The sequence below is a fragment of the Ensifer sp. Root278 genome, assembly GCF_001429285.1.
GTDB lineage: Bacteria > Pseudomonadota > Alphaproteobacteria > Rhizobiales > Rhizobiaceae > Ensifer.
Genome location: NZ_LMJJ01000009.1, coordinates 80,240 through 104,975, shown reverse-complemented (window position 1 = coordinate 104,975; position 24,736 = coordinate 80,240). Strand labels below are relative to the sequence as shown.

21 protein-coding genes and 1 pseudogene are annotated in these 24,736 nt (G+C 61.5%); 12 read left to right on the top strand and 10 right to left on the bottom strand.

All coding sequences use genetic code 11. The features are described from left to right. Positions 1 to 127 precede the first annotated feature (127 nt). The 9 genes from ASE60_RS10300 to ASE60_RS10260 all read left to right on the top strand — a co-directional run bounded on the left by ASE60_RS10300 (position 128) and on the right by ASE60_RS10260 (position 8,553). Positions 128 to 1,123: a flavin reductase gene (locus ASE60_RS10300; RefSeq protein WP_057249881.1), complete on the top strand. Its 996-nt coding sequence runs from the start codon at positions 128 to 130 to the stop codon at positions 1,121 to 1,123. 1 nt (position 1,124) lies between these two features. After that, complete coding sequence (locus ASE60_RS10295; protein ID WP_057249880.1) at positions 1,125 to 2,639, top strand: aldehyde dehydrogenase; 1,515 nt, start codon at positions 1,125 to 1,127, stop codon at positions 2,637 to 2,639. A gap of 34 nt (positions 2,640 to 2,673) precedes the next feature. Beyond that, positions 2,674 to 3,750 (top strand): LLM class flavin-dependent oxidoreductase, encoded by a 1,077-nt coding sequence (locus ASE60_RS10290; RefSeq protein WP_057249879.1) that lies wholly within the window; start codon positions 2,674 to 2,676, stop codon positions 3,748 to 3,750. 2 nt (positions 3,751 to 3,752) lie between these two features. Beyond that, a complete protein-coding gene (locus tag ASE60_RS10285) occupies positions 3,753 to 4,562 on the top strand; it encodes an alpha/beta fold hydrolase (protein WP_057249876.1) in 810 nt (269 codons plus the stop codon). Beyond that, the gene (locus ASE60_RS10280; protein WP_057249874.1) at positions 4,555 to 4,944 is read left to right on the top strand and encodes a carboxymuconolactone decarboxylase family protein; all 390 of its coding nucleotides are present in this window, start codon (positions 4,555 to 4,557) and stop codon (positions 4,942 to 4,944) included. The genes ASE60_RS10285 and ASE60_RS10280 overlap by 8 nt, the downstream gene beginning before the upstream one ends. Before the next feature lie 139 nt (positions 4,945 to 5,083). Next, on the top strand, positions 5,084 to 5,914 hold the full coding sequence (locus ASE60_RS10275) for a transporter substrate-binding domain-containing protein (RefSeq protein WP_057249872.1): 831 nt from the start codon (positions 5,084 to 5,086) through the stop codon (positions 5,912 to 5,914). 59 nt (positions 5,915 to 5,973) lie between these two features. Further along, complete coding sequence (locus ASE60_RS10270; RefSeq protein WP_057249870.1) at positions 5,974 to 6,948, top strand: amino acid ABC transporter permease; 975 nt, start codon at positions 5,974 to 5,976, stop codon at positions 6,946 to 6,948. Beyond that, positions 6,945 to 7,688, top strand: a complete 744-nt coding sequence (locus ASE60_RS10265) for an amino acid ABC transporter ATP-binding protein (protein WP_057249868.1) — start codon at positions 6,945 to 6,947, stop codon at positions 7,686 to 7,688. The genes ASE60_RS10270 and ASE60_RS10265 overlap by 4 nt, the downstream gene beginning before the upstream one ends. 334 nt (positions 7,689 to 8,022) lie before the next feature. Next, complete coding sequence (locus ASE60_RS10260) at positions 8,023 to 8,553, top strand: isochorismatase family protein (RefSeq protein WP_057249866.1); 531 nt, start codon at positions 8,023 to 8,025, stop codon at positions 8,551 to 8,553. 130 nt (positions 8,554 to 8,683) lie between these two features. On the opposite strand, the gene ASE60_RS10255 is transcribed toward ASE60_RS10260, so the two are convergent. Next, the gene (locus ASE60_RS10255) at positions 8,684 to 9,910 is read right to left on the bottom strand and encodes a bifunctional alpha/beta hydrolase/OsmC family protein (RefSeq protein WP_057249864.1); all 1,227 of its coding nucleotides are present in this window, start codon (positions 9,908 to 9,910) and stop codon (positions 8,684 to 8,686) included. Between the two features lie 404 nt (positions 9,911 to 10,314). Here ASE60_RS10255 and ASE60_RS35135 point away from each other — a divergent pair, with 404 nt between their 5' ends. Further along, on the top strand, positions 10,315 to 10,485 hold the full coding sequence (locus ASE60_RS35135) for a hypothetical protein (protein ID WP_197417297.1): 171 nt from the start codon (positions 10,315 to 10,317) through the stop codon (positions 10,483 to 10,485). An 897-nt stretch (positions 10,486 to 11,382) separates the two neighbouring features. Here the strand turns inward: ASE60_RS35135 and ASE60_RS10245 are convergent. The 5 genes from ASE60_RS10245 to ASE60_RS10225 form a co-directional block, all read right to left on the bottom strand. Beyond that, complete coding sequence (locus tag ASE60_RS10245) at positions 11,383 to 13,428, bottom strand: ABC transporter ATP-binding protein (RefSeq protein ID WP_057249860.1); 2,046 nt, start codon at positions 13,426 to 13,428, stop codon at positions 11,383 to 11,385. A gap of 3 nt (positions 13,429 to 13,431) precedes the next feature. After that, entirely contained in the window at positions 13,432 to 14,319 is an 888-nt protein-coding gene (locus tag ASE60_RS10240) for an ABC transporter permease (RefSeq protein ID WP_057249859.1), read from the bottom strand. Then, on the bottom strand, positions 14,316 to 15,269 hold the full coding sequence (locus ASE60_RS10235) for an ABC transporter permease (RefSeq protein WP_057249857.1): 954 nt from the start codon (positions 15,267 to 15,269) through the stop codon (positions 14,316 to 14,318). The genes ASE60_RS10240 and ASE60_RS10235 overlap by 4 nt, the downstream gene beginning before the upstream one ends. Continuing rightward, positions 15,266 to 15,937 carry a dimethylsulfonioproprionate lyase family protein gene (locus tag ASE60_RS10230; RefSeq protein WP_057249855.1) on the bottom strand — a complete coding sequence of 224 codons (672 nt, stop codon included), beginning with the start codon at positions 15,935 to 15,937 and terminating at the stop codon, positions 15,266 to 15,268. Before ASE60_RS10230 ends, ASE60_RS10235 begins: the two co-directional genes overlap by 4 nt. Positions 15,938 to 16,107: 170 nt before the next feature. Further along, complete coding sequence (locus tag ASE60_RS10225; protein ID WP_057249854.1) at positions 16,108 to 17,634, bottom strand: ABC transporter substrate-binding protein; 1,527 nt, start codon at positions 17,632 to 17,634, stop codon at positions 16,108 to 16,110. A gap of 109 nt (positions 17,635 to 17,743) precedes the next feature. Here ASE60_RS10225 and ASE60_RS10220 point away from each other — a divergent pair, with 109 nt between their 5' ends. Next, the gene (locus ASE60_RS10220) at positions 17,744 to 18,622 is read left to right on the top strand and encodes a LysR substrate-binding domain-containing protein (RefSeq protein WP_057249853.1); all 879 of its coding nucleotides are present in this window, start codon (positions 17,744 to 17,746) and stop codon (positions 18,620 to 18,622) included. A gap of 155 nt (positions 18,623 to 18,777) precedes the next feature. Here ASE60_RS10220 and ASE60_RS10215 read toward each other — a convergent pair whose 3' ends face one another. Together ASE60_RS10215 and ASE60_RS10210 are read right to left on the bottom strand one after the other, a co-directional pair. Next, positions 18,778 to 19,188 carry a GFA family protein gene (locus tag ASE60_RS10215; RefSeq protein ID WP_057249852.1) on the bottom strand — a complete coding sequence of 137 codons (411 nt, stop codon included), beginning with the start codon at positions 19,186 to 19,188 and terminating at the stop codon, positions 18,778 to 18,780. 363 nt (positions 19,189 to 19,551) lie between these two features. Continuing rightward, positions 19,552 to 21,654 (bottom strand): NAD(P)-binding protein, encoded by a 2,103-nt coding sequence (locus ASE60_RS10210; RefSeq protein ID WP_057249937.1) that lies wholly within the window; start codon positions 21,652 to 21,654, stop codon positions 19,552 to 19,554. 175 nt (positions 21,655 to 21,829) lie between these two features. On the opposite strand from ASE60_RS10210, the pseudogene selD reads away from it, so the two are divergent. After that, positions 21,830 to 22,264: pseudogene (selD, locus tag ASE60_RS35575) on the top strand (selenide, water dikinase SelD); the annotation flags it as partial. Between the two features lie 69 nt (positions 22,265 to 22,333). Here the strand turns inward: selD and ASE60_RS10205 are convergent. After that, entirely contained in the window at positions 22,334 to 23,707 is a 1,374-nt protein-coding gene (locus tag ASE60_RS10205) for a hypothetical protein (protein ID WP_057249851.1), read from the bottom strand. Positions 23,708 to 24,045: 338 nt separating this feature from the next. Then, entirely contained in the window at positions 24,046 to 24,639 is a 594-nt protein-coding gene (locus ASE60_RS10200) for a GNAT family N-acetyltransferase (RefSeq protein ID WP_057249850.1), read from the bottom strand. Between the last annotated feature and the right edge of the window lie 97 nt (positions 24,640 to 24,736).

The window sequence follows — 24,736 nt, the reverse complement described above, 5'->3', positions numbered from 1 at the left end:
TGGCCTTCAATCGCCTCCTAGGGTTCGATGCAGAAGTTCTTCGCCCACTCCTGTGAAGCGACGGAAGAACGACCGCCGTGACGGCATTAGCCTCCAATCAACCTGATGGTGAGGAGGCAAGAAGCGCATGGTTGAGACTGCAGCATCGACGGACGTGCCGATTGATCCGATTGCGCTTCGCCGCGCCTTCGGTACGTTCGTGACCGGTGTCACCGTCATCACCACCCGCGACGATGACGGCACGCCGCGTGGAATGACTGCGAACTCCTTCACCTCGGTTTCGCTCGATCCTCCGCTACTTCTGGTCTGCGTTGCGAAGTCGGCTTCGAGCTATCCTGCCTTCACCAATGCAGGGTGTTTTGCGGTCAACATCCTCCATGAAGGACAGGTCGACGTCTCCGGAACCTTTGCCTCAAAATCTCCGGACAAGTTTCAGTCGGTGACCCACGATCACATCCACACGGGCGCGCCGGTCCTGACCGACAGCCTGACCTGGTTCGACTGCACGACTTTCAGCACTGTTGATGCCGGCGATCATGCGATCCTGATCGGCCAAGTTCGGGCCTTTGGTACCAGTCCGACCGCACCGCTCGGCTTTTGCCGCGGCCGCTATGCCAGCGTTAAGGACCCGTTGCCGAATGGCTGGCTCGCGTCGCATGGCATGATCATCGGCTATCTGATCGAAGCGGGCGACGGCCTGCTTCTGCGTTCGGACGGCAAGGGCGGCTGGGTTTTGCCGTCTGCGCGGCGACGCAAGGCGGACAGCCAGCTCGTCATCGACGGTGGCGACGCGCTGCGGCTCGTCCCGGACGAGACCTTCCTCTATTCGGTCTTCGATGTCGCAGACAGCGACCCGGGCTATCTCGTCTATCGCGCCCGACTGGCGGGCGAGGGCGGCGCCCGCACCAGGCTGCCAGCGGATCTGCGCTTCTTCCCGCTCGACGATCTTCCCGACGATGCGATCGCGACGCACGAACTGCGATCCATGTTGCGGCGCTACGTACGCGAGAGGCAGGCGGGCCGCTTCGGCATCTACATGGATTCCGACGACGGCGGCCGTATCGCGATGATCGACGGCGAAGCCCGTACCTGGCTTCAGACCTCCCAAGACCAAGGACAATGATATGAAGACGACGGTCAGTTCCATTGAAGGTTCGCGCCAGCTCCTGTTCATCAACGGACAGTTCGTGGCGCCGAAGAACGGCAATTACATCGCCAGTTTCGACCCGACGACGGGCGAGTGCTGGTATCATCTTGCCGAAGCGGATGCGGACGATGTCGAGGCCGCCGTGGCCGCTGCCAATGCCGCCTTTCGCGATCCGGCCTGGCGCCGCATGACGCAGACCGATCGCGGTGCGCTGATGCGCCGGCTTGCCGAACTCGTTCGCGCCAACGCCGACACGCTCGCGGAAATCGAGACGCGCGACAATGGCAAGCTGCTGAAGGAAACCAGGGCGCAAATGCGCTCCATGCCCGACAGCTACCACTATTTCGCGGGCATGGCCGACAAATTGCAGGGCGAGACGATCCCGATCAATCGTCTCGATACGCTGAACTTCAATTTGCGCGAACCCTTGGGCGTCGTCGGCATGATCACGCCGTGGAATTCGCCGCTGATGCTTCTGACCGGCACGCTGGCGCCTTGCCTCGCAATCGGCAATACGGTCGTCATCAAGCCTTCGGAGCATGCGACCGCCACGACGCTGGCGCTTGCGGAGCTGATCCACGAGGCGGGCTTTCCCGCCGGCGTCGTCAATGTCGTGACCGGTACCGGCCAGAGTGCCGGCGAGGCGCTGACACGTCATCCCGGAATTGCGAAATACGTCTTCACCGGCAGCACGGCCACGGGCCGGCGCATCGCCGGCAACGCCGCTGAGAACCTTGTCCCTTGCTCGATGGAGCTCGGCGGCAAGTCGCCTCATGTCGTTTTTGGCGATGTCGATATCGAACATGCGGTCAACGGCGTCGTCTCCGGTGTCTTTGCTGCCGCTGGCCAGACCTGTGTCGCAGGCTCGCGCTGTTTTGTGGAAGCGCGCATCTACGATCGCTTCATTGAGGCGCTCGTCGCGAGGACAGAACGCATCCGCGTCGGCCTCCCGACGGCCGACGACACCGACATCGGTCCGCTCGCGCTCGCTGATCAGCTTTCAAAAGTCGAATCCTACGTGGCCTCCGGCATCAAGGAAGGGGCGCGCATCGCCGCCGGCGGCCGGCGGCCGCAGCGGCAAGGGCTTTCGTCGGGGGGCTGGTACTTCGAACCGACCGTGATGGTCGACGCCGAAAACGACATGACCTTCATGCGCGACGAACTCTTCGGCCCGGTGGTCGGCGTCATGCCATTTCGCGACGAGGAAGAGATGATCCGGCTCGCCAACGACACGCGCTATGGCCTGGCCTCCGGCATCTGGACCAAGGACATCGATCGGGCGCTGCGGTTCGCCAACCGGATCGACGCCGGGACCGTATGGATCAACACCTACCGCTCCGCCTCTTTCATGTCCGCCAACGGTGGCTTCAAGGAAAGCGGCTACGGCCGGCGCGGCGGCTTCGAGGTCATGCACGAGTTCTCGCGATTGAAGAACGTCATCGTCGACTACTCCGGCGCGATGCAGGACCCCTTCGTCATCCGCCTGAAATGACAGCAAAAGCACGGGCACAGGAAAGGCAGAAAACATGAAGTTCGCAGTCTCCCTCACGATGGAACGCTTCTCCCCCGATATTCCGATGGAGCAGGTGAAGAGCAACTTGCTGCAACTCGCGCGGCTTGCCGACGAAGGCGGCTTCGAAACGCTGTGGACTGCCGAGCACCACACGCTGGAATGCACGATCTCCCCCAATCCGTTTCAGACATTGGTCTGGCTTGCCCAGCACACGGATCGCATCCGGCTCGGCACCTCCACCCTGGTCGCGCCCTATTGGAACCCGATCCGGCTCGCCGGCGAGTCGGCACTCTGCGATCACCTGACCAACGGGCGCCTGGAATTCGGCATCGCCCGCGGCTCCTACCAGTACGAGTTCGACCGCATGGCGGGCGGCATGCCGCAGCAGGAGGGTGTCGCCTACATGAAGGAGATCGTGCCGGCCGTGAAGAAGCTCTGGTCCGGCGACTATGCCCATGAGGGGCAATACTGGAATTTCCCGATCACGGCGGCCGTGCCGAAGCCGCTGCAGCAGCCTCATCCGCCGATCTGGGTGGCGGCGCGCGACCCCGGCACTTTCGACTGGGCGATCGCGAACGGCGCCAGCATCCTGTCGACACCGCTCTCCGCTCCGGAGGCCGAGATCCACGTGCTTTCCGAGAAGTTTCATAAGGCCGTTGCCGATCATCCCGAAGTACGGCGTCCGCGCTTCATGATGCAGCGCCGCACCTGCGTCTATGACCGGCCGGATGGCTGGGAGCGCGCCGTCAAACACAGCATGGATTACGGCCGCGCCTTCGAAAACCTCATGCAGAACATCGGAACCGTGAGCGAGGGGTTCCCCGAGGCTGTGCCCTATGAGGCGGTCAAGGGCAAAGACAACTACAACCCGGAAAACATCCGCAAGAACCTGATGTTCGGCACGCCGGACGAAGCGATCGAGAAGCTGCTGGTCTATGAGGCCGCCGGCGTGGACCAGTACTGCCTGGGCCTGACCTTCAATCTGCCGTTCGAGCTGCAGAAGCGGACGCTGGAATTGTTCGTCAGCGAAATCATGCCCTTCTTCGCCGCCCGTGAGACGGAACAGAAGCGCGTTGCGGTGGGTGGCTGACGATGGCAGGGGCTCAGCGCCATACGATTGGAGAGGTGACGCTCAACTACCGCATCGAGGGTGACGGCGAGCCGCTCGTCTGCATCCACGGCGTCGGCTCCTATCTCGAGGCATGGTCGGGCGTGGTAGAACGCCTGAAGGAACGGTTTACGATCCTGACATTCGACCTTCGCGGGCATGGCCGGTCCAGCCGGGTCAAGGGCCGGTACGAGATCGATGACTTCGTCAACGAGACGCTGGCTCTCGCCGATGCGGCGGGTTTCCCCACATTCCATCTCGCAGGCTTTTCGCTGGGCGGGTTGATCGCCCAGCGTCTCGCCCTGACCCATCTTGGCCGTCTGCGCCGGCTGGCACTTTTGTCAACCGTCGCCGGCCGCACACCGGCCGAGCGTGAGCGGGTTCTCGATCGCCTGGCCGCACTCAGGGCCGGTACGCCTGCCGATCATCACAATGCCTCACTGTCGCGCTGGCTGACGGAAGACTTCCAGGCGCGCCACCCGGACGTGGTCGAAAGGCTAAGGGCGCGGGACGCCGAAAATGATCCGGAATGCTATGCGGCCGCCTATCGCGTGTTGGCGGAAACGGACTTCGGCGGTTTTCTCGACCAGATCCGCTGCCCGACGCTGATCGCCACCGGCGAGGACGACGCCGGCTCCAACCCACGTATGGCGCGCTACATGCATGAGCGCATTCCCGGTTCACAGCTCCGCATCCTGCCGAGCCTGCGTCATTCCATCCTCATCGAGGCGCCGGACATTGTTGCATCGCTGATGGGCGAGTTTCTGAGCCAGGGGGAGACGGTTGATGGATGAGGCGCTGCAGGCAAGGGGAGAGGCTGTTCGGCGCAGAGTGCTCGGCGACGACTATGTCGATCGCGCGGTCGGTAGCAGCGATGCCTTCTCGCGTCCGTTCCAGGATCTGTTGAACGAATATTGCTGGGGCACCGTCTGGACGGACGAGGGCCTCGATCTGAAGAGCCGCAGCCTGCTCAACCTCGGAATGCTCGCGGCGCTCAACCGAATGCATGAGTTCGGCATCCATTTTCGTGGGGCGATCCGCAACGGTCTAACCGATGACGAGCTTCGCGCGGCACTCGTCCAGATCGCGATCTACTGCGGCATTCCCGCCGGCGTCGAAGCCTTCCGCGTTGCGCGGAGCGTCCGCGACGAGATGGCCCAGAAAGGGGAGCGCTGACTTCCACGGTTTCTAGGAAAGGGCAGCTCCGCGCTACCCCGTATCGCCGGAAGACGGAAGGCCGGCTGAGACCTCAAGATCAACCCGATGGCAGGAAGAGGACCCTGTCAAAAACAGAACGACAAAAGGGAACGACAGCATGAACACATTCGCAAAACTCACCGCGGCCGCATCGCTCGCCCTGTCGCTCGCGACCTTTCCGGCGCACGCCGGTGCCGTGCTCGACCACGTGCTCGATGCAAAGACGCTGAAGGTCGCGACCGACGCCAACTGGGCGCCGCAATCCTTCATGAACGAGAAGAACGAGATGGACGGCTTCGACGTCGATGTCGCCAAGGAAATTGCAAAGCGGCTGGGTGTCGGCGTCGAGTTCGTCACGCCCGGTTGGGACATCATCACCGCCGGCAACTGGCAGGGACGCTGGGACATGCATGTCGGCTCGATGACGCCGACCAAGGAACGCGCCAAGGTCTTCGATTTCCCGGCGGTTTACTACTACACCCCGGCCGCCGTAGCCGTTCACAAGGACAGCCCTGCGGTCGGTTTGATCGATCTGGACGGCAAGGTTGTCGGCGCCACGGCGACGTCGACCTTCGAAGCTTACGCCAAACAGGATCTGACACTCGATGCTGCCGGCGCCCCTGCCTTCGAATACGCGTTCAAGCCGAAGGAAGTGAAATCCTACGCCAACTCGACGACAGCCTTCGACGACCTGCGCCTCGGTGACGGTGTTCGCCTCGACGCGGTCGTGTCGTCGCTGCCCAGCATTCGCGACGCGATCAAGGCCGGTTATCCGATCAAGCAGGTTGGCGACCCTGTCTTTTACGAGCCGCTCGCTGTCGCCATCGAATACGGTGACAAGGAACTGAGCGCCAAGATCGCCGAAGTGATCAAGGCGATGCAGGGCGACGGTACGCTGAGCAAGCTCTCGGAGAAATGGTACGGCGTCGACTACACCATCGTGAAGTAAGGCACCCCATATCTGGCGGTCCGGGAGACCGGACCGCCCTTTGTCCAAAGGGACCAAAGATGCTTTATCCGGATACTGTTGAGTCCGAAATACTCGTCCACAAGCCGTGGTTCGTGGCTAGCATTTTCGCCACCGTTCTCATTGCCTTCACGGCCTTCGGCCTGACCGGCACAACGATGGGCGAACTGATGCGCCCGGTGATCGGCGAACCGCTCGAAAGTGGGTTCTATGGCCGTTTTGCGACCGCATTCGTCGTGGCAGTGCTCTTCTGCCTCAACATCGTCCTGATCGGTTTTGCGAGCCTCAGGGTCCAGATCGCCGTCGTCTGGCTGGAGTTGCTCGCGCTGTTCCTCGCCTTCTTCCAGACCTTCAATCTCAGCCTGCCATTTATCGAGGAGAAGTTGCCGTTTCTCATCACGCAGGGGCTGGTGACGACGGTCTATGTTTCAGCGATCTCGATTGTGATTGCATCGGCGATCGCCATCCTGGGCGCTGTGGCCAAGCTCTCGAGCAACGGCTTTGCCTATGCGATTGCCAGCTTCTACACGTCCTTCTTTCGCGGCCTGCCGCTCTTGATGCAGGTTTATCTGATCTATCTCGGCCTGCCGCAACTCGGCTTCATCATCGATGCGGTGCCGGCCGGCATTCTGGCACTTTCGCTCTGCTACGGCGCATACATGACGGAGATCTTCCGCTCCGGCATCCAGAGCATCGATCGCGGCCAGTGGGAGGCATCACGCTCCATCGGTTTCGGCTTCGGGCTGACGATGCGCAAGGTCATTCTGCCACAGGCGCTGCCGGTCATCATCCCGCCGACTGGCAACCAGTTCATCTCGATGTTGAAGGATAGCTCGCTGGTCTCCGTCATCGGTGTCTGGGAACTGATGTTTCTCGCCCGCACATTGGGCCAGAAGACCTTCCAGCACATGGAAATGCTCATATCCGCCGCCATGCTCTACTGGACCCTGTCCATCGCTCTCGAGTTGATCCAGTCCCGCATCGAACGTCACTATGCCAGGAGCAAGGTCAGATGAGTGCTGAGACCATCATCGACGCCAGGAACGTTTCCAAATGGTACGGCGCCTTCCAGGTGCTGACGGATATCAACCTGACGGTCCGCAAAGGGGAGCGCATCGTCATTTGCGGCCCGTCCGGCTCCGGCAAGTCCACGTTGATCCGTTGTTTCAACCGCCTGGAGGCGCACCAGGAAGGCGAGATCGTCGTCAACGGCATCAACCTGCATGCCAAGATGCGCAATGTCTCGGACGTGCGGCGCAATGTTGGAATGGTGTTCCAGCATTTCAATCTGTTTCCGCACATGACCGTGCTGATGAACTGCATGGTCGGGCCGATGTGGATCAACGGCGTATCGGAAGCAGAGGCGCGGGCGAGAGCGCTCACATTCCTGGAGCGGGTACGAATTCCGGAACAGGCCAACAAGTTCCCCATCCAGCTTTCTGGCGGTCAACAGCAGCGCGTCGCGATCGCGCGCTCGCTCTGTATGCAGCCGGCAGTGATGCTGTTTGACGAACCGACATCCGCGCTCGATCCGGAGATGGTGTCCGAGGTTCTGGACACCATGACGAGCCTGGCGAAGGACGGCATGACGATGGTCTGCGTCACGCACGAGATGGGGTTTGCGCGGGCGGTCGCCGACCGTGTGATCTTCATGAATTCCGGACAGATAGTTGAGGAAGCAAACCCGGACGAGTTTTTCACCAATCCCAGGCACGAGCGGACGAAACTGTTCCTCAGCCAGATACTGAAGCACTAGCGCAGTCCCGTCGTCCTCAGGCTGCAAGATCGGCTTGGGGTCGCCTGGAGCACGGAAGACTCGATCGCATCGAGAGGCGACATCATCGACATTGTCCGGTCGCTGGCGCGGCCGGTTAGAGGAGGATGTACGCCACCGGCTGTTGGTTCCAGCGGCGCCGTGCCGACCTGTTGCCGGATGCTGTAGCGCTAAACCCGATCGCTCGCCGCCGTGATTGACACGATACGCCGCGTCGACGTTGAATAAGGCGAGGGCGGTTCGGTGATTTGCGAATTCGGCCATCTGGTTACTTCGAAGCGGGCGGGCGGAAAGCGGGAGGACAGCAGTGTCGTATATGGATGATTTGGACGTCGCCGATGCGGCTTTGTTGATCATGCACTATCAGGCCGACGTCTTTTCGATCCTGGCAAGCGATGTTCCAACGGATCTGCTCGATCGCACCAATTCACTGATTGCGCGGTGGCGTGACACGGAGAACCCGACGATCTTCGCGAATTTCGCGATCGACTATAGGTCGCCCTGTGAAAACAATATGTTGATCAGCAACATCATGAAGACAGGTTACTTTCGTGACCCGGCGCCCGTAACTGGGCTCGATGTAGCCGAAAGCGACTGGCGATACGCATGTCCGCGCGCCAACGTGTTTCATGGCACGACTTTGCACCAAGACCTGCAGGCAAAAGGCATCAAGACGTTGGTCATGGCTGGGATAGCGACCAGCGGCGTCCTTTTTTCCAGCGTCGGGTGGTCAAGCGATGCAGATTATAAAATCTACATCGTCCGTGACTGCTGTTTTGATCCCGACACAGTTGCGCACGACGCACTTTTCCGGACGAGCTTCGCCACACGGGCCACCATTGTTTAGATCGCTGCTGATTTCGCCTTCGCCCGATCAGCTTCTAATGCAAACGATGTCCATGCTTGGCGTGATTCCCGCCTCGTAGGCCGAGGATGCGTGGGCGTTCGGGACCGGTTCGATGGGCGAGACCTCGGAATTATCTCACGGCCGTCTCTATCTTGGCTATCCCTTCCAGCGTTCGATGGACTGGGCATTTGTCGGCGATTTCGGCGATTTTGGCGCGAACCTCATCCGAGATCTCGCTGTCGACCGATATGACCCGCTCGAACCGGTCGATTTTTCCGCCATCGGCGCGTTCGGATGCAGCGCATTCTTCGCAATCCCTCGCGTGGATCTTGGAATGCGAGACTTCCACCTTGATGCGCCCCAGCGCCAGCTTCTTGTGGTCGGCGTAAAGACGCAGCGTCATCGAGGTGCAAGCAGCGAGTCCGATCGAGAGGAAGTCATAGGGCGATGGACCGGAATCCAGCCCGCCCGCACTTTGTGGTTCGTCGGCAAAAAGGCGGTGGCTACCGGCCTGGACCGAGTTCTGAAATTTGCCTTCCCCCGTTTCCATCACGCGAACCTGTTCCATCGGTCTCGTGCCCTGTGGCGGGTCAGCCACGAGATAGCGGCCCAGCCATTCCGCAATGATCCGGGCGGCGAAGGCGGCGTCGGCAGGATCGGTTAGCAGATGGTCGGCCTTGTCCAGGGAGACAAAGCTCTTGGGGTGTTTTGCCGCGTGGAAGATGTCGCTCGCATTCTCGATACCGACCGTTTGATCCAACGGGGCATGAAGAATGAGAAGGGGTTTCTTCAGCGTCGCGACAGCATTAAGGACGCGATGCGCGCGGGCGTCTTCGACGAATTGTTTTCTGATCAGGAACTTGCGCCCAGCAAGATCGACCTCGGCGGCGCCGCGATCCTCGATGTCCTTGAGGCTCGTCCCGAAATTCTTCAGGACATGGCCGACATCGGCCGGCGCCCCGATCGTCGCCACCGAGCGGACCTCTGGAATGTCTCTGGCGACGGCGAGAACTGCGGCACCGCCGAGGGAATGGCCGATCAGCAGTGATGGTGCCTCGAAGTGTCGGCGCAGATAGTCTGCAGCCGAAAGCAGGTCGGCAATGTTGGAGGAGAAATTGGTTGAGGCGAATTCACCTTCGCTCGATCCCAAGCCGGTAAAATCAAAGCGGAGGACCGCGATCCCTTCACGCGCAAGTTCGGCCGCAATGTGGCGCGCCGCTGCTAGATCCTTGGAGCAGGTGAAGCAGTGGACGAAAATAGCGTAGGCCCGCACGGGACCGTTGGGAAGATCGAGACGAGCGCCGAGGGTTGCGCCGGAATGGCCCGAAAATTCAATTCGTTGAGTGTTGAAATTCATGGCGATGCTCCTTTGAGGAGAACAAGCATGTGGCAGAGGTCTTCAGTGGCATCGCACGCGATGCCACTTTGCCGGACTTGTTCCGACGGTCTGGCTGAATGCCCTGGTAAAATGAGCCTGGTGGACCCCAGCGCCTCTGGCGCAGGCTGATGATCTTCGCGCCATCGAAGGCTGACCCGAAAGGGGCTATGGAGTTGGAATGCTGCGGTTCTTCATAGCGCCCAGCCATGCTCCTGCCTCCCACGTCTCGATAACCAGGACGAGCCTGCGTTCATATCTTATTGACGCCAAATCAGGAGCTTAGGTCAAGAAGGCGAGCTTGAGGGCGTATCAATGACGCCGTGCCCGCTATATGCATGGGAATGCGGGCAGTGGTGAGTGGGCTTGTTCAGGATGGGATCAAGATGGACGACAACAACATCATCAAGTTTGAACGACCGAAGCCAAAGAAGGAGGCCAAGCCGGTCAGTCCAACGCAGCGAAAGGCGTTGATTTGGCTGGCGCTGGTAGCTGCGTTGATCGGGGTGTGGTCATACTACCAGTTTGTCGCGCCGCCGAGCTTGCCTGGGCACTAGGTCCAAAGACCACAGAATTGCCGGCCGTTGTCCGGATGCGCCAACTTCGGACCCGCTTTTGCCGTTGGCCGGGGTCGGTGGAAATGCCGTGCAAATTTAGCCAACAGGTTGCTCAGACGCACGCACGAAATCGGGCGACTAGCAGCAGTCGAGACGGGGATCGGGCTGGTCCGGGGGGCTGTCTAATCGTGGAAGTGCTTAGGGGGCTGCCGGATGTGGCTTCCCATTGCCCCGACGGCATATGGGTGACAGTAAAGCCTCAACTTCAAGGGAGCGGTTCAATACCTTGACGATCTCCTGGACGATCGAGCGAGCGTTAGAACAGCCGGCTCGCCCTGGCGCGCGCGCCTAGCGATTTCTCGCCGTCCCCGTCGGTCGGCGCGCGACCGCTCTTTCCCTTTCGCTTTTTGATCGTTCGGATGGAAACCACTTTTGACGTTGCCTGACCGTTCACGGGCCGATTTGTCTTTGACTCCGGCGATGCCTGGATTAGCGTTATTTTCCCGATCGACCTGCGCTCTACGGCGCACTGCTTCCGGCGCTTTCGCTTGAGAGGAACGCGGACAGGGAAGACCTAAGGGCTCCTCAAGAGCATCGGCCAGTCGAACATCGACATCGATACCGCCCGCTATGTCACCAACGATTTCATCGCCGAGGCGAATGATTTCGACAAGGCGAAGGTCCATGCCGATGCTGACAGCTACCGACTGCCGGAAGATCTGGCGGCGATCGACATGGCGGAGGTAGAGGCGAGTTTCTACCGGAACGCGATCAACTGACGGATGCGCTCGCCGCAAGAAGGGTGCAGCCTGACTGCACCGCGAAGGCAGGCGAGGGACGACATCACCGGCCTTGCCCGGCCGCTGGCGCGGCCGGGCAAGGGGGGAGGCAAGGAAGTCAAAGGCTCTGGAGACGCATGTCTTCTACGGCGGGCGATCGCATATGTTGCGGCGAGCGAGCGTGCCTGCCAAGCCCGTCAATCGGCAGGTGGCAGCGGACAAAGCCGCTTCCGGTTTCCTGAATGGGTGGCCGCGTGTCCGCGCAGAGGCTGCCGGGCTGCCGCGGACAACGCCCGGCAAAAGGACAGCCGATCCCCGGAGTTGCCTTTAGCGTGGGCGTAGCCGGGGGCCGGGAGACGTGCCCATCCTTCCGAAGGCTTGGTGCGGCTTCCAGCAGCATTTCGGTGTAAGGATGCAGCGGCGCGGTGAGCAGCGAGGCCGTTTCGCTCATCTGCATGAGTTCGCCGTGATAAAGCACGGCCACCCGATCTGCCAGTTGCTGCACGACGGCCAGGTCATGCGAAATGAAAAGCATGGCGACGTCGTGCTTCTCCTTGAGCGAACGCAGAAGCTCGACAATTCGGGCCTGGACGGACACGTCGAGTGCAGACAGGATTTCGTCGCAGATCAGCAGCTTCGGGTTGACGAGCAGCGCACGGGCAATCGCGATGCGCTGGCGCTCGCCGCCCGAAAGCTGGTCGGGAATGCGATCGAGATAGCCGGCGTGAAGACCGACGCTTTCCAGCACCGTTTCAAGCGTCTTTCCGTCAGCCGGGATGCCGAAATGCTTCAAGGGACGCTCAAGGATCGACCGAATGCTGGACCGGGGATTGAGCGAGGCGTCGGGATTCTGGAAGATATACTGGATCTGTCGCAAGTGCTCGGCCGAGCGACCATCCAGCGCCGGAGAGAGAGGACCGTCCTCAAGAGTGATCGCTCCCGAGCGCGGTGGCAGCCGCCCGCTGATCGCCCGGGCGATCGTCGATTTGCCACTGCCGGACTCGCCCACGAGCGCGACGACTTCACCGGCGCGGAGTTCCAGGTCGATGTCGCGCACCACCGAGTGGGTCGTGCGGCCGAGAAATTTGTCGACGATGCTTGGCCTTTGATAGGAAAGCGAAAGGTCGGCGACCGAGAGAAGGCGCTCCGACCTGGCCGCTGTCCGGCCGTGCGGACCGGCCACGACGGCCGGCAGTTGCTGCGTCGCGGCGTCCCGCCAGCGCATGCAGGCAACCGATCGCGCATCGGCGATCAGTTCGAGGGCTTGAGGTGTCGTGCGGCAGGCGGTCGTTGCGAAATCGCAGCGGGGCTCGAACTTGCAGCCGGTCGACATCTGATCGCGCCGGAGTACGCCGCGCAGTCCGCGCGTCTGTCGATCGGTGCCGTCCATCGTGGGGATCGATGCAATCAGCCCGCGGGAATAGGGATGAGCGGGTGCTGAAAGAAGCTTGTCGCTGGCGGCGACTTCGACGAGTTGGCCGGCATACATGACGCCGACGCGGTTGGCGATCTGGGCGAGCAGAGCGAGGTCATGGGTGACGTAGAGCATCGCCATGCCGATGCGGGCCCTGAGATCGGAAAGAAGCTGGATGATCTGGCGCTGGGTAGTGACGTCCAGGCCGGTCGTCGGCTCGTCGAGGACCAGAAGATCGGGATTGCAAGCGACGGCCATGGCGATCGTCACCCGCTGCTGCTGGCCGCCGGAGAGTTCGTGCGGATAGCGGTGACCGACATCCGGCAGCCCAACGAGCGCAAAGAGCTCGACGATGCGTCGTTCCATCGTCGTGTCATCGGGCAGGGCCTTGTGCGTTGCGATCATCTCGCGGATCTGCGGACCGACCCGCATGCCGGGACTGAGCGATGTCGTCGGGTTCTGTGGCACGAGCGCTATGCGGTTACCACGCAGGCGCGTCAGCGATGCCGGGCCAAGTTTCAGAAGATCGACGCCGTCAAACAGCACCTCGCCGGTCTGAACGAAGCTGTTTATCGTGCCGTAGCCGAGCAATCGGTAGGCAACCGTCGACTTGCCGCAGCCGGATTCCCCGACGAGCCCGAAGGCTTCGCCGCGGGCGATCTCGAAGGACACGTCTTGCACGACGTTTGTCCAGCCGGAAGGTCCGGCATAGGCGATGTTGAGGTTGCGAACTTCGATGAGCTTTTTCATGTTTCACGCTCCCGCGACGGACCGCTGGCCAAGCATGCGCGACAGGCCGTCGGTAAAGAGGTTGAAGCCGATGACGAGTGAGGCGAGGCCGAGGCCCGGCCCGAAAACCGTCACGGGAGAAGCGATCAGGAGGTTGCGGTTTTCGCTGATCATCAGCCCCCATTCAGGCGTCGGCGGGCGGATGCCGAAGCCGAGAAAGCCCAGCGCCCCGATGAGGATCGGCGCATAGCTGAGGCGAAGCGAGAACTCGACGAGCAGCACGTTCGCGGCATTGAGAAGGATTTCACGGAAGACGATCGACCAAGTGCCTTCGCCGCGCAGCTCCGCCACGGCGACATATTCACGCGTGGCGATCTCCATGGCCGCTGCGCGGGCGATGCGCGCAATGCGCGGCGCATAGACGAGGGCGACGACGAAGACGATGAGCACCGGTTCTCCGGCGAGCGCCGGGCCTGCCGCAATGATCATGACGAGCGCGAGCGCCAGGAAGGGTATGCTGATCATCGCCTCGACGATGCGCTGGGTGATCTCGTCGAACCAGCCGCCGATATAGCCAGACAAAAGGCCGAGCGTCGTTCCGGCCACCATGCCCAGTACCGTGCCGGCGAAGGACAGCAGCAGCACGATATGCGCGCCATACATGAAACGGCTGAAGACATCGCGGCCGATTTGGTCGAGCCCCATCGGATGCTGGAGGGACGCACCGGAAAGCGGGAGGCCTGCTCCCATCTCAGCAAAGCCATAGGGCGTCCAGAAGGCGCCCGCGATTGCAAAGAGCACGTGGGCGATGAGGATGATCGCGCCGACCCTGAAGGGACCGGGTGTGGTTTGCCAAAACCCCTTGTCGAGCCAGGCGAACCGGCTGGGCAGGCTGGATGTCGTCATGGTCATCGGCTTGTCCTCAGGCGGGGTTGAAGCAGGACGGCCAGGACGTCCGCTACCAGGTTGGCGGCGACATAGACGGCCGCGCTGATCATCACCGTCGCCTTAATGAGGGGAATGTCGCGCAATTGAAGCGCGTCGATCAGCAGGGTGCCGAAACCGGGATAGGAGAACACCCGCTCGACGATGACGACGCCGCCGATCAGGAAGCCGAGGTTCAGCGCCGTGACATTGAGCGCGGGCACGATGGCGTTCGGAAGCGCGTGGCGAAAGAGCACGGCGCGGGGGCGAAGTCCCTTCAGCTCCGCGAGACGCACATAGTCGGAGCGCAGCACTTCGATCAGGCTGTCGCGCAGCACGCGGATGGCATAGACGGCCATCATGATCGCGAGCGTCACGGCGGGCAGAACCATGGCACGCAACGTCTCCTGCCAGGTGCTGGTCTCGGAGATCGTCGCAAGCGCCGGCAGGATCGGCACGGCGACGGCAAACAGGAAGAGCAGCATCGTTGCCAGCAGAAAGTCGGGCAGCGACAGCAAGAGCAGGGTGATCACGGAGATGACATTGTCGACGGCCTTGCCGCGGTTGACCGCCTGGATGATTGCCGGAACGAGTGCCAACACCAGGTAGATTGCAAAGGCGAGGAGCGAGAGAAGCAGGGTGTTGAGAATGCGGGGCGCGAGTACGTCGGCGATCGGCCGGCCCGTTGCGATCGACACCCCGAGATCGCCACGCAGGAAGTCGCCGATCCATTGGAAGTAGCGCACGAGTGCGGGCTGGTTGAGGTGGAGCTGGCTGCGTAGTACTTCCAGCGCCTTGGCGGTTGCGTCTCGTCCAAGGATACGGGTGGCAACGTCGCCCGGAAGGGCCTCGAGGATCAGGAAGATCAGGATCGAGACCAGAAGCAGGGTGAGGGCCGAAAACAGGATCCGGCTGAAAAGCAGGCGAGCTACACTCATTTTGGGTTTGCTCCGACTGAGACCAAAGCCGCCTTCGCGGTCAGCGGATCGGGAATGAAGGCCGCATCCGTCTCAAGATCGCCTTCCCAAATGTAGAGAAGCACCAGGGGCTTGTCGGCCGAGAGCGTTGCATGCGGCACCCATGGTGCGTGATGGATGATTTCGTCGTTGCCGCGCATGTCCCAGTCGGCGTCCCCTGCCCGCCAGAAGGAGGGGCCAGTGACCGTGTAGTACAGTTCATCTGCGGGATGGTGGTGGAGCGGATAGTGGGTTTCCGGCCCCAGGAACATCAGCCCGAACGCGATGTCCGGATCCTGGATCAAGGCCGGCACGCCATTGTCGGGTCCGCAAATCACGCCGTATCCGTAGTTCTCACCGAAATCGCTACTTGGCGGATTGGCCAGATAGCTCTTGCTGCGGGTGATATGGATGGCAGGCAGTAGGGCGCCGAGCGCCCGGGCCAGCTCCGATGTCTCGCGATAAGCAGCAAGTTCGTTTTCGCAAGCCACCTGGATTGGCACGCGCCCCTCCGGTACGGGGGCAACCGGCGGCAGGCGACCGGCAATCCGGCGCAGCCTGGCGGCATGGGAGCGCGATACGGCTCGCGGATCGCGATCCAGCGCATCGGCAAAGCAGTTTACAAAGGTCTTCAGAGCGGAAATCGTCATGCAGCTATCCTCTTCCGCGGGACTGGTCGTCCCGTGGATGGGTTGTGTTCAGAGGTGGGAGGGCGGCTCTAGAGCGCCGTGCGTTCAGCTGAACGCACGAAGGACGCTCTAGTACTTTGATTCTAGAGCATCTTTCCGCCTCAAGTGATTCCACTTGAGAGCGGGATGCTCTAGTCGCCGCAGGTCAGTTCCGCATAGTCGATGCGGTTCACATCGACATTCGGCCGGTAGCCCGAGCAGCCTTTGCGCAAGCCCGCCACGACCGAGGTGAAGACCGGCAGGATCATGCCGCCTTCATCGGCGACGATGCGTTGGGCGTCGCGATAGAGCTTATTGCGCTCCGCTTCGTCCGCCGTCTGGCCGGCCTTGACAACGAGCGCATCGAAATCGTCTCGCTTCCAGTGCGTCTCGTTCCATTCGGACTTGCTGTTCAGTGAGAGCGTCAGGGCTTCCGCCGGCGGCCGGGCGCTGGTGTAGGAGATGACCGCCGGCTTCTTCAGCCAGACCGTATCCCAGTATCCTTCGGCCGGTGACGTGATGACATTGACGCGGATGCCGGCTTCCGCGGCCATCTGGGCATAGACCTGCGCCAGCAGCATCATGCCCGGGTAGGAATCCGACGTGTAGAGATCGAAGTCGATACCGTCAGGGTGGCCGGCTTCGGAGAGCAGGGCCTTGGCCTTCTCGACATTCGCCGCCTTTGCCGGCACACCGAGGCCGAGCGGCGACGACAGCGGGATCGGCGTATCTCCGCCAACCTCGCCATAGCCGAGCAGTACGGTATCGAGGATCTTCTGCCGGTCCATCACCAGCCGCAGAGCTTCGCGCACCTTGACGTCGTCGAAGGGCGGCGTGTCGGTCCAGACGGCGAGGTAAAGCGAGGTTGCGCCAGGTGTCGCAACGAGCTCGACCGCGGGATTGTCCTTGAGCGTAATCAGGCTCGGGGGATCCACAGTCAGGGAAAGGTCGACGGTGCCGGAAAGAAGTGCGGAAAGCCGTGAGGTGGATTCGAGGCTGGTGGTGATCTCCAGGCACTCTGCCTTCGGCAGGCCGGTACGCCAATAGTTCGGATTGCGCCGCATCACGCGGACCGCGCCATTGATGGTGAAGGTCTCTTGCAGGAAGGGGCCGGTGCCGTTGCCTTTGGTGCGTAGATCCTCGGACTTGGCGCCATCCGGAACCATCAATGCATATTTGGTTGCGATCAACATCGGCAGTTCGACGACCGGCTCCTTCACCTTGAAGAGCACGGTGTGATCGCCGACCGCCGTGATGCCGTTCGCATCGAGGAAAGCGAGGGTCGAAAAGCCGCCGGGCGAGATCGCCGGATCAAGCAGGCGGCGATAGGAATAGACAACATCCTTGGCATCGAAGTCGGAACCGTCGTGGAACTTTACGCCTTTGCGCAGGTGAAACGTCCATTCTGTGGCATCGGCATTGGACTGCCAGGATTCGGCCAGCACAGGCACGGGCTGCATCGTGTTGCTGCGATCGACAAGCGGTTCGTAGACCGAACGGATGTGGTAGACGCTGTCGGTGCCGATGAGGGCCGCCGGGTCCATCGTCTGTTTCTCGCCGTCGGATTCATAACCGAGCACGCGCACGCAAGCCTGCTGAGCGGATGCGGCGGTTGCGAAAAGCGAACAGCCGGCCATGGCCACGGCAAGCGCCGTGGTTTTCATAAGATCCCGTTTCATTTCGGTTCCCCATTTTTGGATTATTTAGGGAGTATGAAAATGGGGACGGCTGGTTGCAAACGATTAGAATTAACGTCTACATGAGCAAAATTCATGTGGGTTTGAGAGCATGGTCCGCCGCACACTGCCTCCCTTGACGACGCTGCGGGCGTTCGAAGCCGCGGCGCGGCTGGTGAGTTTCAAGGCGGCGGCAGAAGAGTTGCGCGTCACGCAATCGGCAATCAGCCACCAGGTGGCTTCGCTCGAGCGCAATCTCGGCACTCCGTTGTTTCTCAGGCTTCCCGGTCGTGTGGAACTGAGCCGGGACGGAGCGGTCTACTTTCCCGTCGTGCAGGATGCGCTCGACAAGATTGCGCTCGCCACCGACCTCATCCGCCAAACGAACACGCCGGCCTCGCTAACCGTACAGGTCTATGTCACCGTCGCCGTCCGATGGCTGATACCGCGCCTGCAGACCTTCAAGGAGGCCTCGCCCGAGATTGCCGTCAATCTCGACGCAAGCCTACTCGATTGGGAGTTCAACCCCGACCGCGCCGATATCGGCTTCATCTACACGCGGGCGCCGAACCGCGCGAACCTTGCATACACTCTGCTTCGCCGCGAACGCCTCGTCGGCGTCTGCTCACCGGCCATCGCCAAGGTCATCAAGTCGCCCGAAGACCTCAGGCATTTCTCGTTTCTGTCGGTGAGCGGGACAGCGGAGGATGCCGCAACCTGGGCGGCCAGCGTGGGAGCGACCGGCCTCTCCCAAAAATCCTCGCCGCTTTTCGATAGCAATCTGCTCGCGATAGAGGCGGCCGCCAATGGACAAGGTGTGGTGGTCGTGCCGCAGTTTTTGGTCGAGGGAGACATTGCCAACGGCACGCTCGTTGCCCCGCTGATCTCGGATGTCATGCAACCGGGCGGATGGTATCTCGTGCACCTGGAGCGGCGCGCGAGCGAGAAGGCGATCCGCAAGTTCCTGCAGTGGATCCAAAGCCAAGTCTGACGGTGACGCGGGGGCAAGAGGCTCGCAACCGTCACGCTACAGGCTGGGCGTTTCCCGGTGGCTTGCGATCCAACAGCTATGAAGCGGAAAGCGTTTTTTCCGATATGGTCCATGCTCGCTCTCACGCGCACCTCGACACTCTCGTCAGCGCGCCACTAATCTTGGCCGGTCGGTAGGCCTTTGAAATGCCTGACCTTCTCGTCAAGCTGCACCCACTTGTGCTTCGACTGTTCGAACACTGACAGGGCCGGTGGCGCGAAGATCGGGTCGGCAAATGAGCCGACGGCCACCCCGATCCAGGACGGTGCGGCCTCGGCCTTCCAAAAGACGGTAGAACCGCATGTTGGGCAAAAATGCATTCGTACCTTGCGCCCGCTGTCAGCAGTGCGAACGAATTCCGTAGACGCTCCGGAAATCTCGATGCAGTCGACAGAGTAAAACGCGTTGGCGCTGAATGGCGCGCCAGTTCTTCGTTGGCAAGCCAAGCAGTGACACAGCGCGGTCAATTGCGGCGGTTCGCCAAACGTCAGTCTAAGAGCGCCACAGGTGCATTGGGCAGTGGCCATGGAAAGTCCTTCCGCTTGCGTAGTGAAAATACGTTGGATTGAGGGGGGCGCAGTTCCGAGCCGCAGATCCTTGCGGCCGAGAATGCGGAAGGGCGAGGCCCGATACTATATCAGGCGTGCCAAAGTGACGAAGTAGTGCGCGACATTCCAAGGTCCAGGGGGCAACCATACGAGGGACGTATGGACGATACCCTTCGGTTATCTGCGCATGGATGGCGAACCGTTCACCACCACTCAAGTGACCGTAGGTTCCCAGAGCTCAGCCGGATCGTGAAGGCGCGCGCAAGCAGGCGCGCGCTTGCAACTCGAACGTCGATCCCTAATGCGATGGTTGTGCTGACGCAACGCGCACCGGCGCGCCCGCTATCGGTTCCAGCCACCCAACCTGTCGTGAAGCACTGCTATGTCTTCGCGCAGGAAAGGAGGGCGATCCCTGTCGATCTGCTCCTGGTAGGTTCGGGCATATTCGTGACCCGAATATACGGCGGCGGCGATCAGGCCGGGCGCCAAACAGTCGCCTAGCCGGACAACAGTCTTGATCCCCGCATCTGCCCATTCCGCTTCCCGTGCTTTCAGGTCATGCCACAAGGTTTCATCGGGCAGCCGCGCCGTGACCGGGACGAGTGTGGCGCAGTCGATTTGCCGCGTCTTTCCGCTATAGACGCAGGAAACCTCAAGCCGGTCCTTCGTGCGCCCGGCAAGCGCCATGGCAGGAATGATATCCACGCCGAGTTCGATGAGACGTCTTTGCACCCGTCCCTGTTCCAGCGTGTTCTTGCTCCACGGCGCAACCTGGGCTTCGGGCGTCACGAAGGTCACGGCCCGGCCAGCCCTGGCCAGCATTTCAGCAAGCACGCTGCCCATATAGAAGCAATCGTCATCGAAGATTACGACCGGACCGTCGACGGACACGGCCGCGGTGCCGTCGACAAGAAGGGCGTCGGGCGAAACGAGGGCGCCTTCCGAAAGGAATTCCAGGGGCAAGCGGTGGGTGCGGCCGACGCCGTCGCATCGCCAGTTCGCGCCGGTGGCAATCGCCACATGAGGCATGCCGTATTGCAGAACGTCTTCGGCGCTCAGCGGGCTGTGCAGGTAGAGTTGGGCATTCACCTGCGTGCTCAGCTGGCCGACGCGCCAGTCGCGCACGCGCCCCCAGGTCGAAAGCCCTGGCAAACGGCATTCGCGCGCGACCCGTCCGCCCCATTCTCCGCCCGCCTCGGCAAGCACGACGTCGACGCCGCGTTGGGCAAGAGCACGCGACGCCTCAAGACCCGCCGGGCCGCCACCGATGATGAGCGCCGGCTCGGGCGCCGGCGACGATGCAATAATCTCCGGGTGCCAGCCCTTGCGCCATTCTTCGCCGATTGTCGGGTTCTGCGTACACCGCATCGGCACGTTGGTATTGTCGCCGGAAGTGCAGATGTTGCAGCCGATACATTCGCGGATGTCGTCGATGCGTCCCTCCTCGATTTTTTTCGGCAGGTAGGGATCGGCGATCGACGGGCGTGCCGCGCCGATGAAGTCGAGAATACCCTGGCGGATCACCCGCACCATGCTGTCCGGTGAGGTATAGCGCCCAACGCCGACCACCGGCTTGGTCGTGACGGATTTGACGAAGCGGATATAGGGCTCCTGGTAGCCTTCCTCGGAAAAGCGGGCCGTCTGGCTGTCGTTGGACCAGTCGGATAGGTTGACGTCCCATAGGTCGGGAAGATCGGCGAGCGCCGAGATGATGTCCTTGCCTTCTCCTTCGCTGGTAATACCGGATGGGCCCATCAGTTCGTCGACTGCGAGGCGCACGGCGAGTGCGCAGGTATCGCCGATCGCCTCGCGGGTATCCTCCAGAATCTCCCGGAAAAGCCGCAGCCGGTTTTCGAAGGAGCCGCCATATTCGTCGCTGCGATCATTGTGGCGGCGCGAAAGGAAGTGCTGCAGCACGCTCATGTCGTGGCCGGCATAGACATAGATGATGTCGAAACCGGCCCTCTTGGCACGCAACGCGGCATTGCGATACCAGCGGCGCATGTCGGCGATGTCGGCCTTGTCCATCGCACGCGCCTGGACGGGGTCGAGGCTGTCGCTGATGGCATGCGACGGGGCAAGCGGGATCATCCGGCTGAAGCGGTTGGCGACATGCAGGCCATTATGCACGAGCTGGATGGCCGCCAGGCTGCCATGGTGATGGATGCGCTCGGTGACGGCCGAGAGCGCGGGCAGGTCGCCTTCGTCCCAAAGACGCGCTTCGTTGGCCGGCGTCAGGTCCGAGGTTGGATGGATTTCCGCTTCCTGGGTGGAGACGACCGCCCAGCCACCTTCGGCTTTCATGCCGCGCAGGTGGGCCTCTGCGTTGGGATAACGGTACCCCATGCCGGAACAGTGCGGCACTTGATAGAAGCGGTTACGCGCCGTGACCGGGCCGATCTTGACGGGTTCGAAGAGAATATCGAAGCGGGGGTCTCGGGACATCGCTACTACCACGATTAGGATTTCGATTGAGGCGGCCGGGGCCGCCGAAGCCCAGAATAGCCGGGCGCGGCCGCGTCGCAAGACCATTGCTATACGATTGTATAGTTTCTTCCATGGGAAATTGTTTTGATGTCATTGCGCTGCGTCATCATCTTTTCCGCCGCTTTGAAAAAGGGTGCGCTCGACGAGGCCGGCTAAGCGCGTGATCGAGAGCACGACCCGCCTCAACACGCCCGGACCGGATCTCGCGCGTCTTGCCGATGTCCACGCCATGGCCGATGTGACGGGCTTTGGCCTTGCCGGTCACGCTCTCGAAATGGCGCGCGGCTCGGGCTGTCAGCTGCGGATCGACTGGTCCGCTGTGCCCTTGCTGGAGGGAGCCCGCGACCTCGCCGGTGCGGGCTTCATCACGGGTGCCGCGGGCCGCAATTGGGCGTGTTACGGGCAGGAGGTCGTCTTTTCTCGCGAGATGGGAACGATCGACAAGGCGCTGCTATGCGATCCGCAGACAAGCGGCGGTCTGCTCGTCGCCTGCTCGCGATCGTCCGCGCCGGAAGTGCTCGACGTCTTCCGCAAGCATGGCTTTGAGGCGGCCGTAATCGGGGAGGTCGTGACGGGGACTGCGGAGTTGGTGGTCGCGCAGCGCGCGTTGTTGACCGCGCATGCGGGCGGGACGCCTTCAGGCCACTTCGAGCTGAGAGTCTTTCGCCCCTTCAGCGATCGACGGCGATTCCCATTGCATGTGGGAAGCGTTGAGCCGGCGCGCCACGATATCGTGGTTGAGCCACTGGATGGGACCGGACGGTTCTGACGACGCGCCGAAGATGAGTTGCCCCGTCGCCTCCACCACCAGAGCACTCAGGTGGTCGCTGATCATGACCTTGCCGTCGCGGTGCATCTGCGTGATTTCGTTGGACGTGCCGATTGTCAGATCGGACTGCGCTTGGCTGTTCGCCATGGGCCACGCCGAGAAGTCGTAAAACGGACGCATGACTTCATTGGCCTGCATGTCGGTAATTTTCTGGAACACATCCTTCATCGTGAGGCCGTCGGCCAGAAGCTGCTGGCAGGCCTGCCACTGGTACTCTGCCCATTGGCCGCCGTTCTCTTTCTTCAACGCAAGCAGAAGCGGTATCAGTGGGAGCTCGATGCCGGTGAAGACGTCGGACGAATTGGTCCGGATTTCGGGGCAGTTATAGACGGTCGCCTTGATACCCGCGGTCCAGGCATGCTGCGCGATGCCTTCGAGCCGCATCTTGGCGTAGCCTTGCGTGTAGTTGGTGTAGGTCTGCCAACGGTAGCTGCCGTCAATCAGGACGGCCGTTCCATGGTAACCATAGGCCGTATAGCGAACCTGACCGCCCGATGCCTCGATGCGCTCCCGGATCGCCGTGCTGTAGTCGATGAGATGTCGGAACGTGATTGCGGAGACTTCGTCGAAATTCTGCAGGATGAGCTTGCCCATATCGCTGTCGAGCAGGGCTTGCGACGACATGTGGCGGGCACCACGACCCTTGTAGATTCGATTGGCAATAACCAGGAAGACCTTCGCCTTCGGGATGCCCCCGGCCATTGTATGGGCGAAAAAGACGTTGCGGCCGTCGGCGATCATTCCGTCGAGAGCGGCCATGACCTCCTTGAGCGCATTCGTGAACCGCGCGGTGGCGATGTCCCGGCACTGTTTGATGTAGTCCCAGTCGAGCTTGTCGTCCTGCCAGCTCTCCAGCGTCATGTCCGCGAGAAGATCGGTCGCAGTTGGGCCGCCGGCCGGAGCGTCGAGATCGAAGCCCGCCATCAGAGGGATGTTGATGATCTTGCCGCCCAGCCGCTCTTCGGCGGCGGCGAGTTCCTCGGCGTCCAGAGGCCGCAGCGCGTTGTTCTCATCGCGCCGTCCGACCGTGATCCCCACGATTTCCATACCAGCCCGCCGGGCTTCGTCGAGCAGGCCAGTCGCGTATCCGCGACCGAACAGTTCGCCGAAGAGGACGAAAACATCTCCTTTGCGAAAGACGCTGTTTTCGGCAAGACGGTTCAATGCGATCGGGTTTTCCATACTGTCAGCTCTTTGGTCCGTTAGTCGTCGAGGGGTGACTCGGACGAACTTTGAGCGTCACATGACCACATTGGTCTAGAATAGGAAGTCATATTGCGTGACCGTTCATTTCAAAACGTGAACTCGCTTAATGGAGGCGGGCACCAGAAAAGCGGGTCAAGACCCCTCGGATTGACCACACGAGAGAGGGAACTCACGGTCGCGCCGGCGCGATTCGGGATGCGATCTGTTGCGGCTCAGCGCGTGTGGCGCGACGATATTAGCGTATCGATTAGGTGCCTTGTTGGGTCTCATGACCGCAGCGCGGAATGTACCGAGCCCGAGGGCAGTAGGACTCATCAGCCATCCGATGGACGAAGCGATTTCATCAGAAGCACCCAATTTTCCGTATCGCCCTTCCAGCCTTCCCGGACACAGGCGAGCGTTGCCACTTGCTCGTAGCCGCTGCGCTCGTACAGTCGTCTGGCACCCACATTGTTGTCGGCGACGATGACGCTCATCCGACGGAGCGCCTGATCCCGCGCTATGTCTTCTGCCAGACCGAGCAGGCGTGAGCCAAGCCCTTGCCCTCGGTACTCGGGATAGCAGGCCAGTACATTGACATACCAGCTGTCGAGTGCCTTGTTTTCCAGTTCTTGCAGCGGCCGGAACAGGGCGGGGAAATCATCGGCAATTGGGTCGGGCTCCGATCCAATCGGGTAACCAGTCAGGCTTGCTACGGCGCCATCCCCGAAATCCACAACCACAATCTGGCCTTCGCGCACCCTTTGCATTTGTCGGGCGCGACCAACGTCCCATGGATCTTGCCCGTCCTTTGCAAGCCCCTCCCAGATGTACAGGGGCAAACCCTCGCCCGCGAAGTTGACGAGATCGGCCAACGCCTTCGCATCTGCCTCGCTTGCAACTCGTAGCGGTGGTTCGAGCCGGATCATCTGGATCCTCCGGAAAGCTTGTGGGCGGACGGCTATCATATGAGGTTTTTCTGATGACGTGGAGGTCATTCTGACGGCGGCGTGATTGACCTCGCCG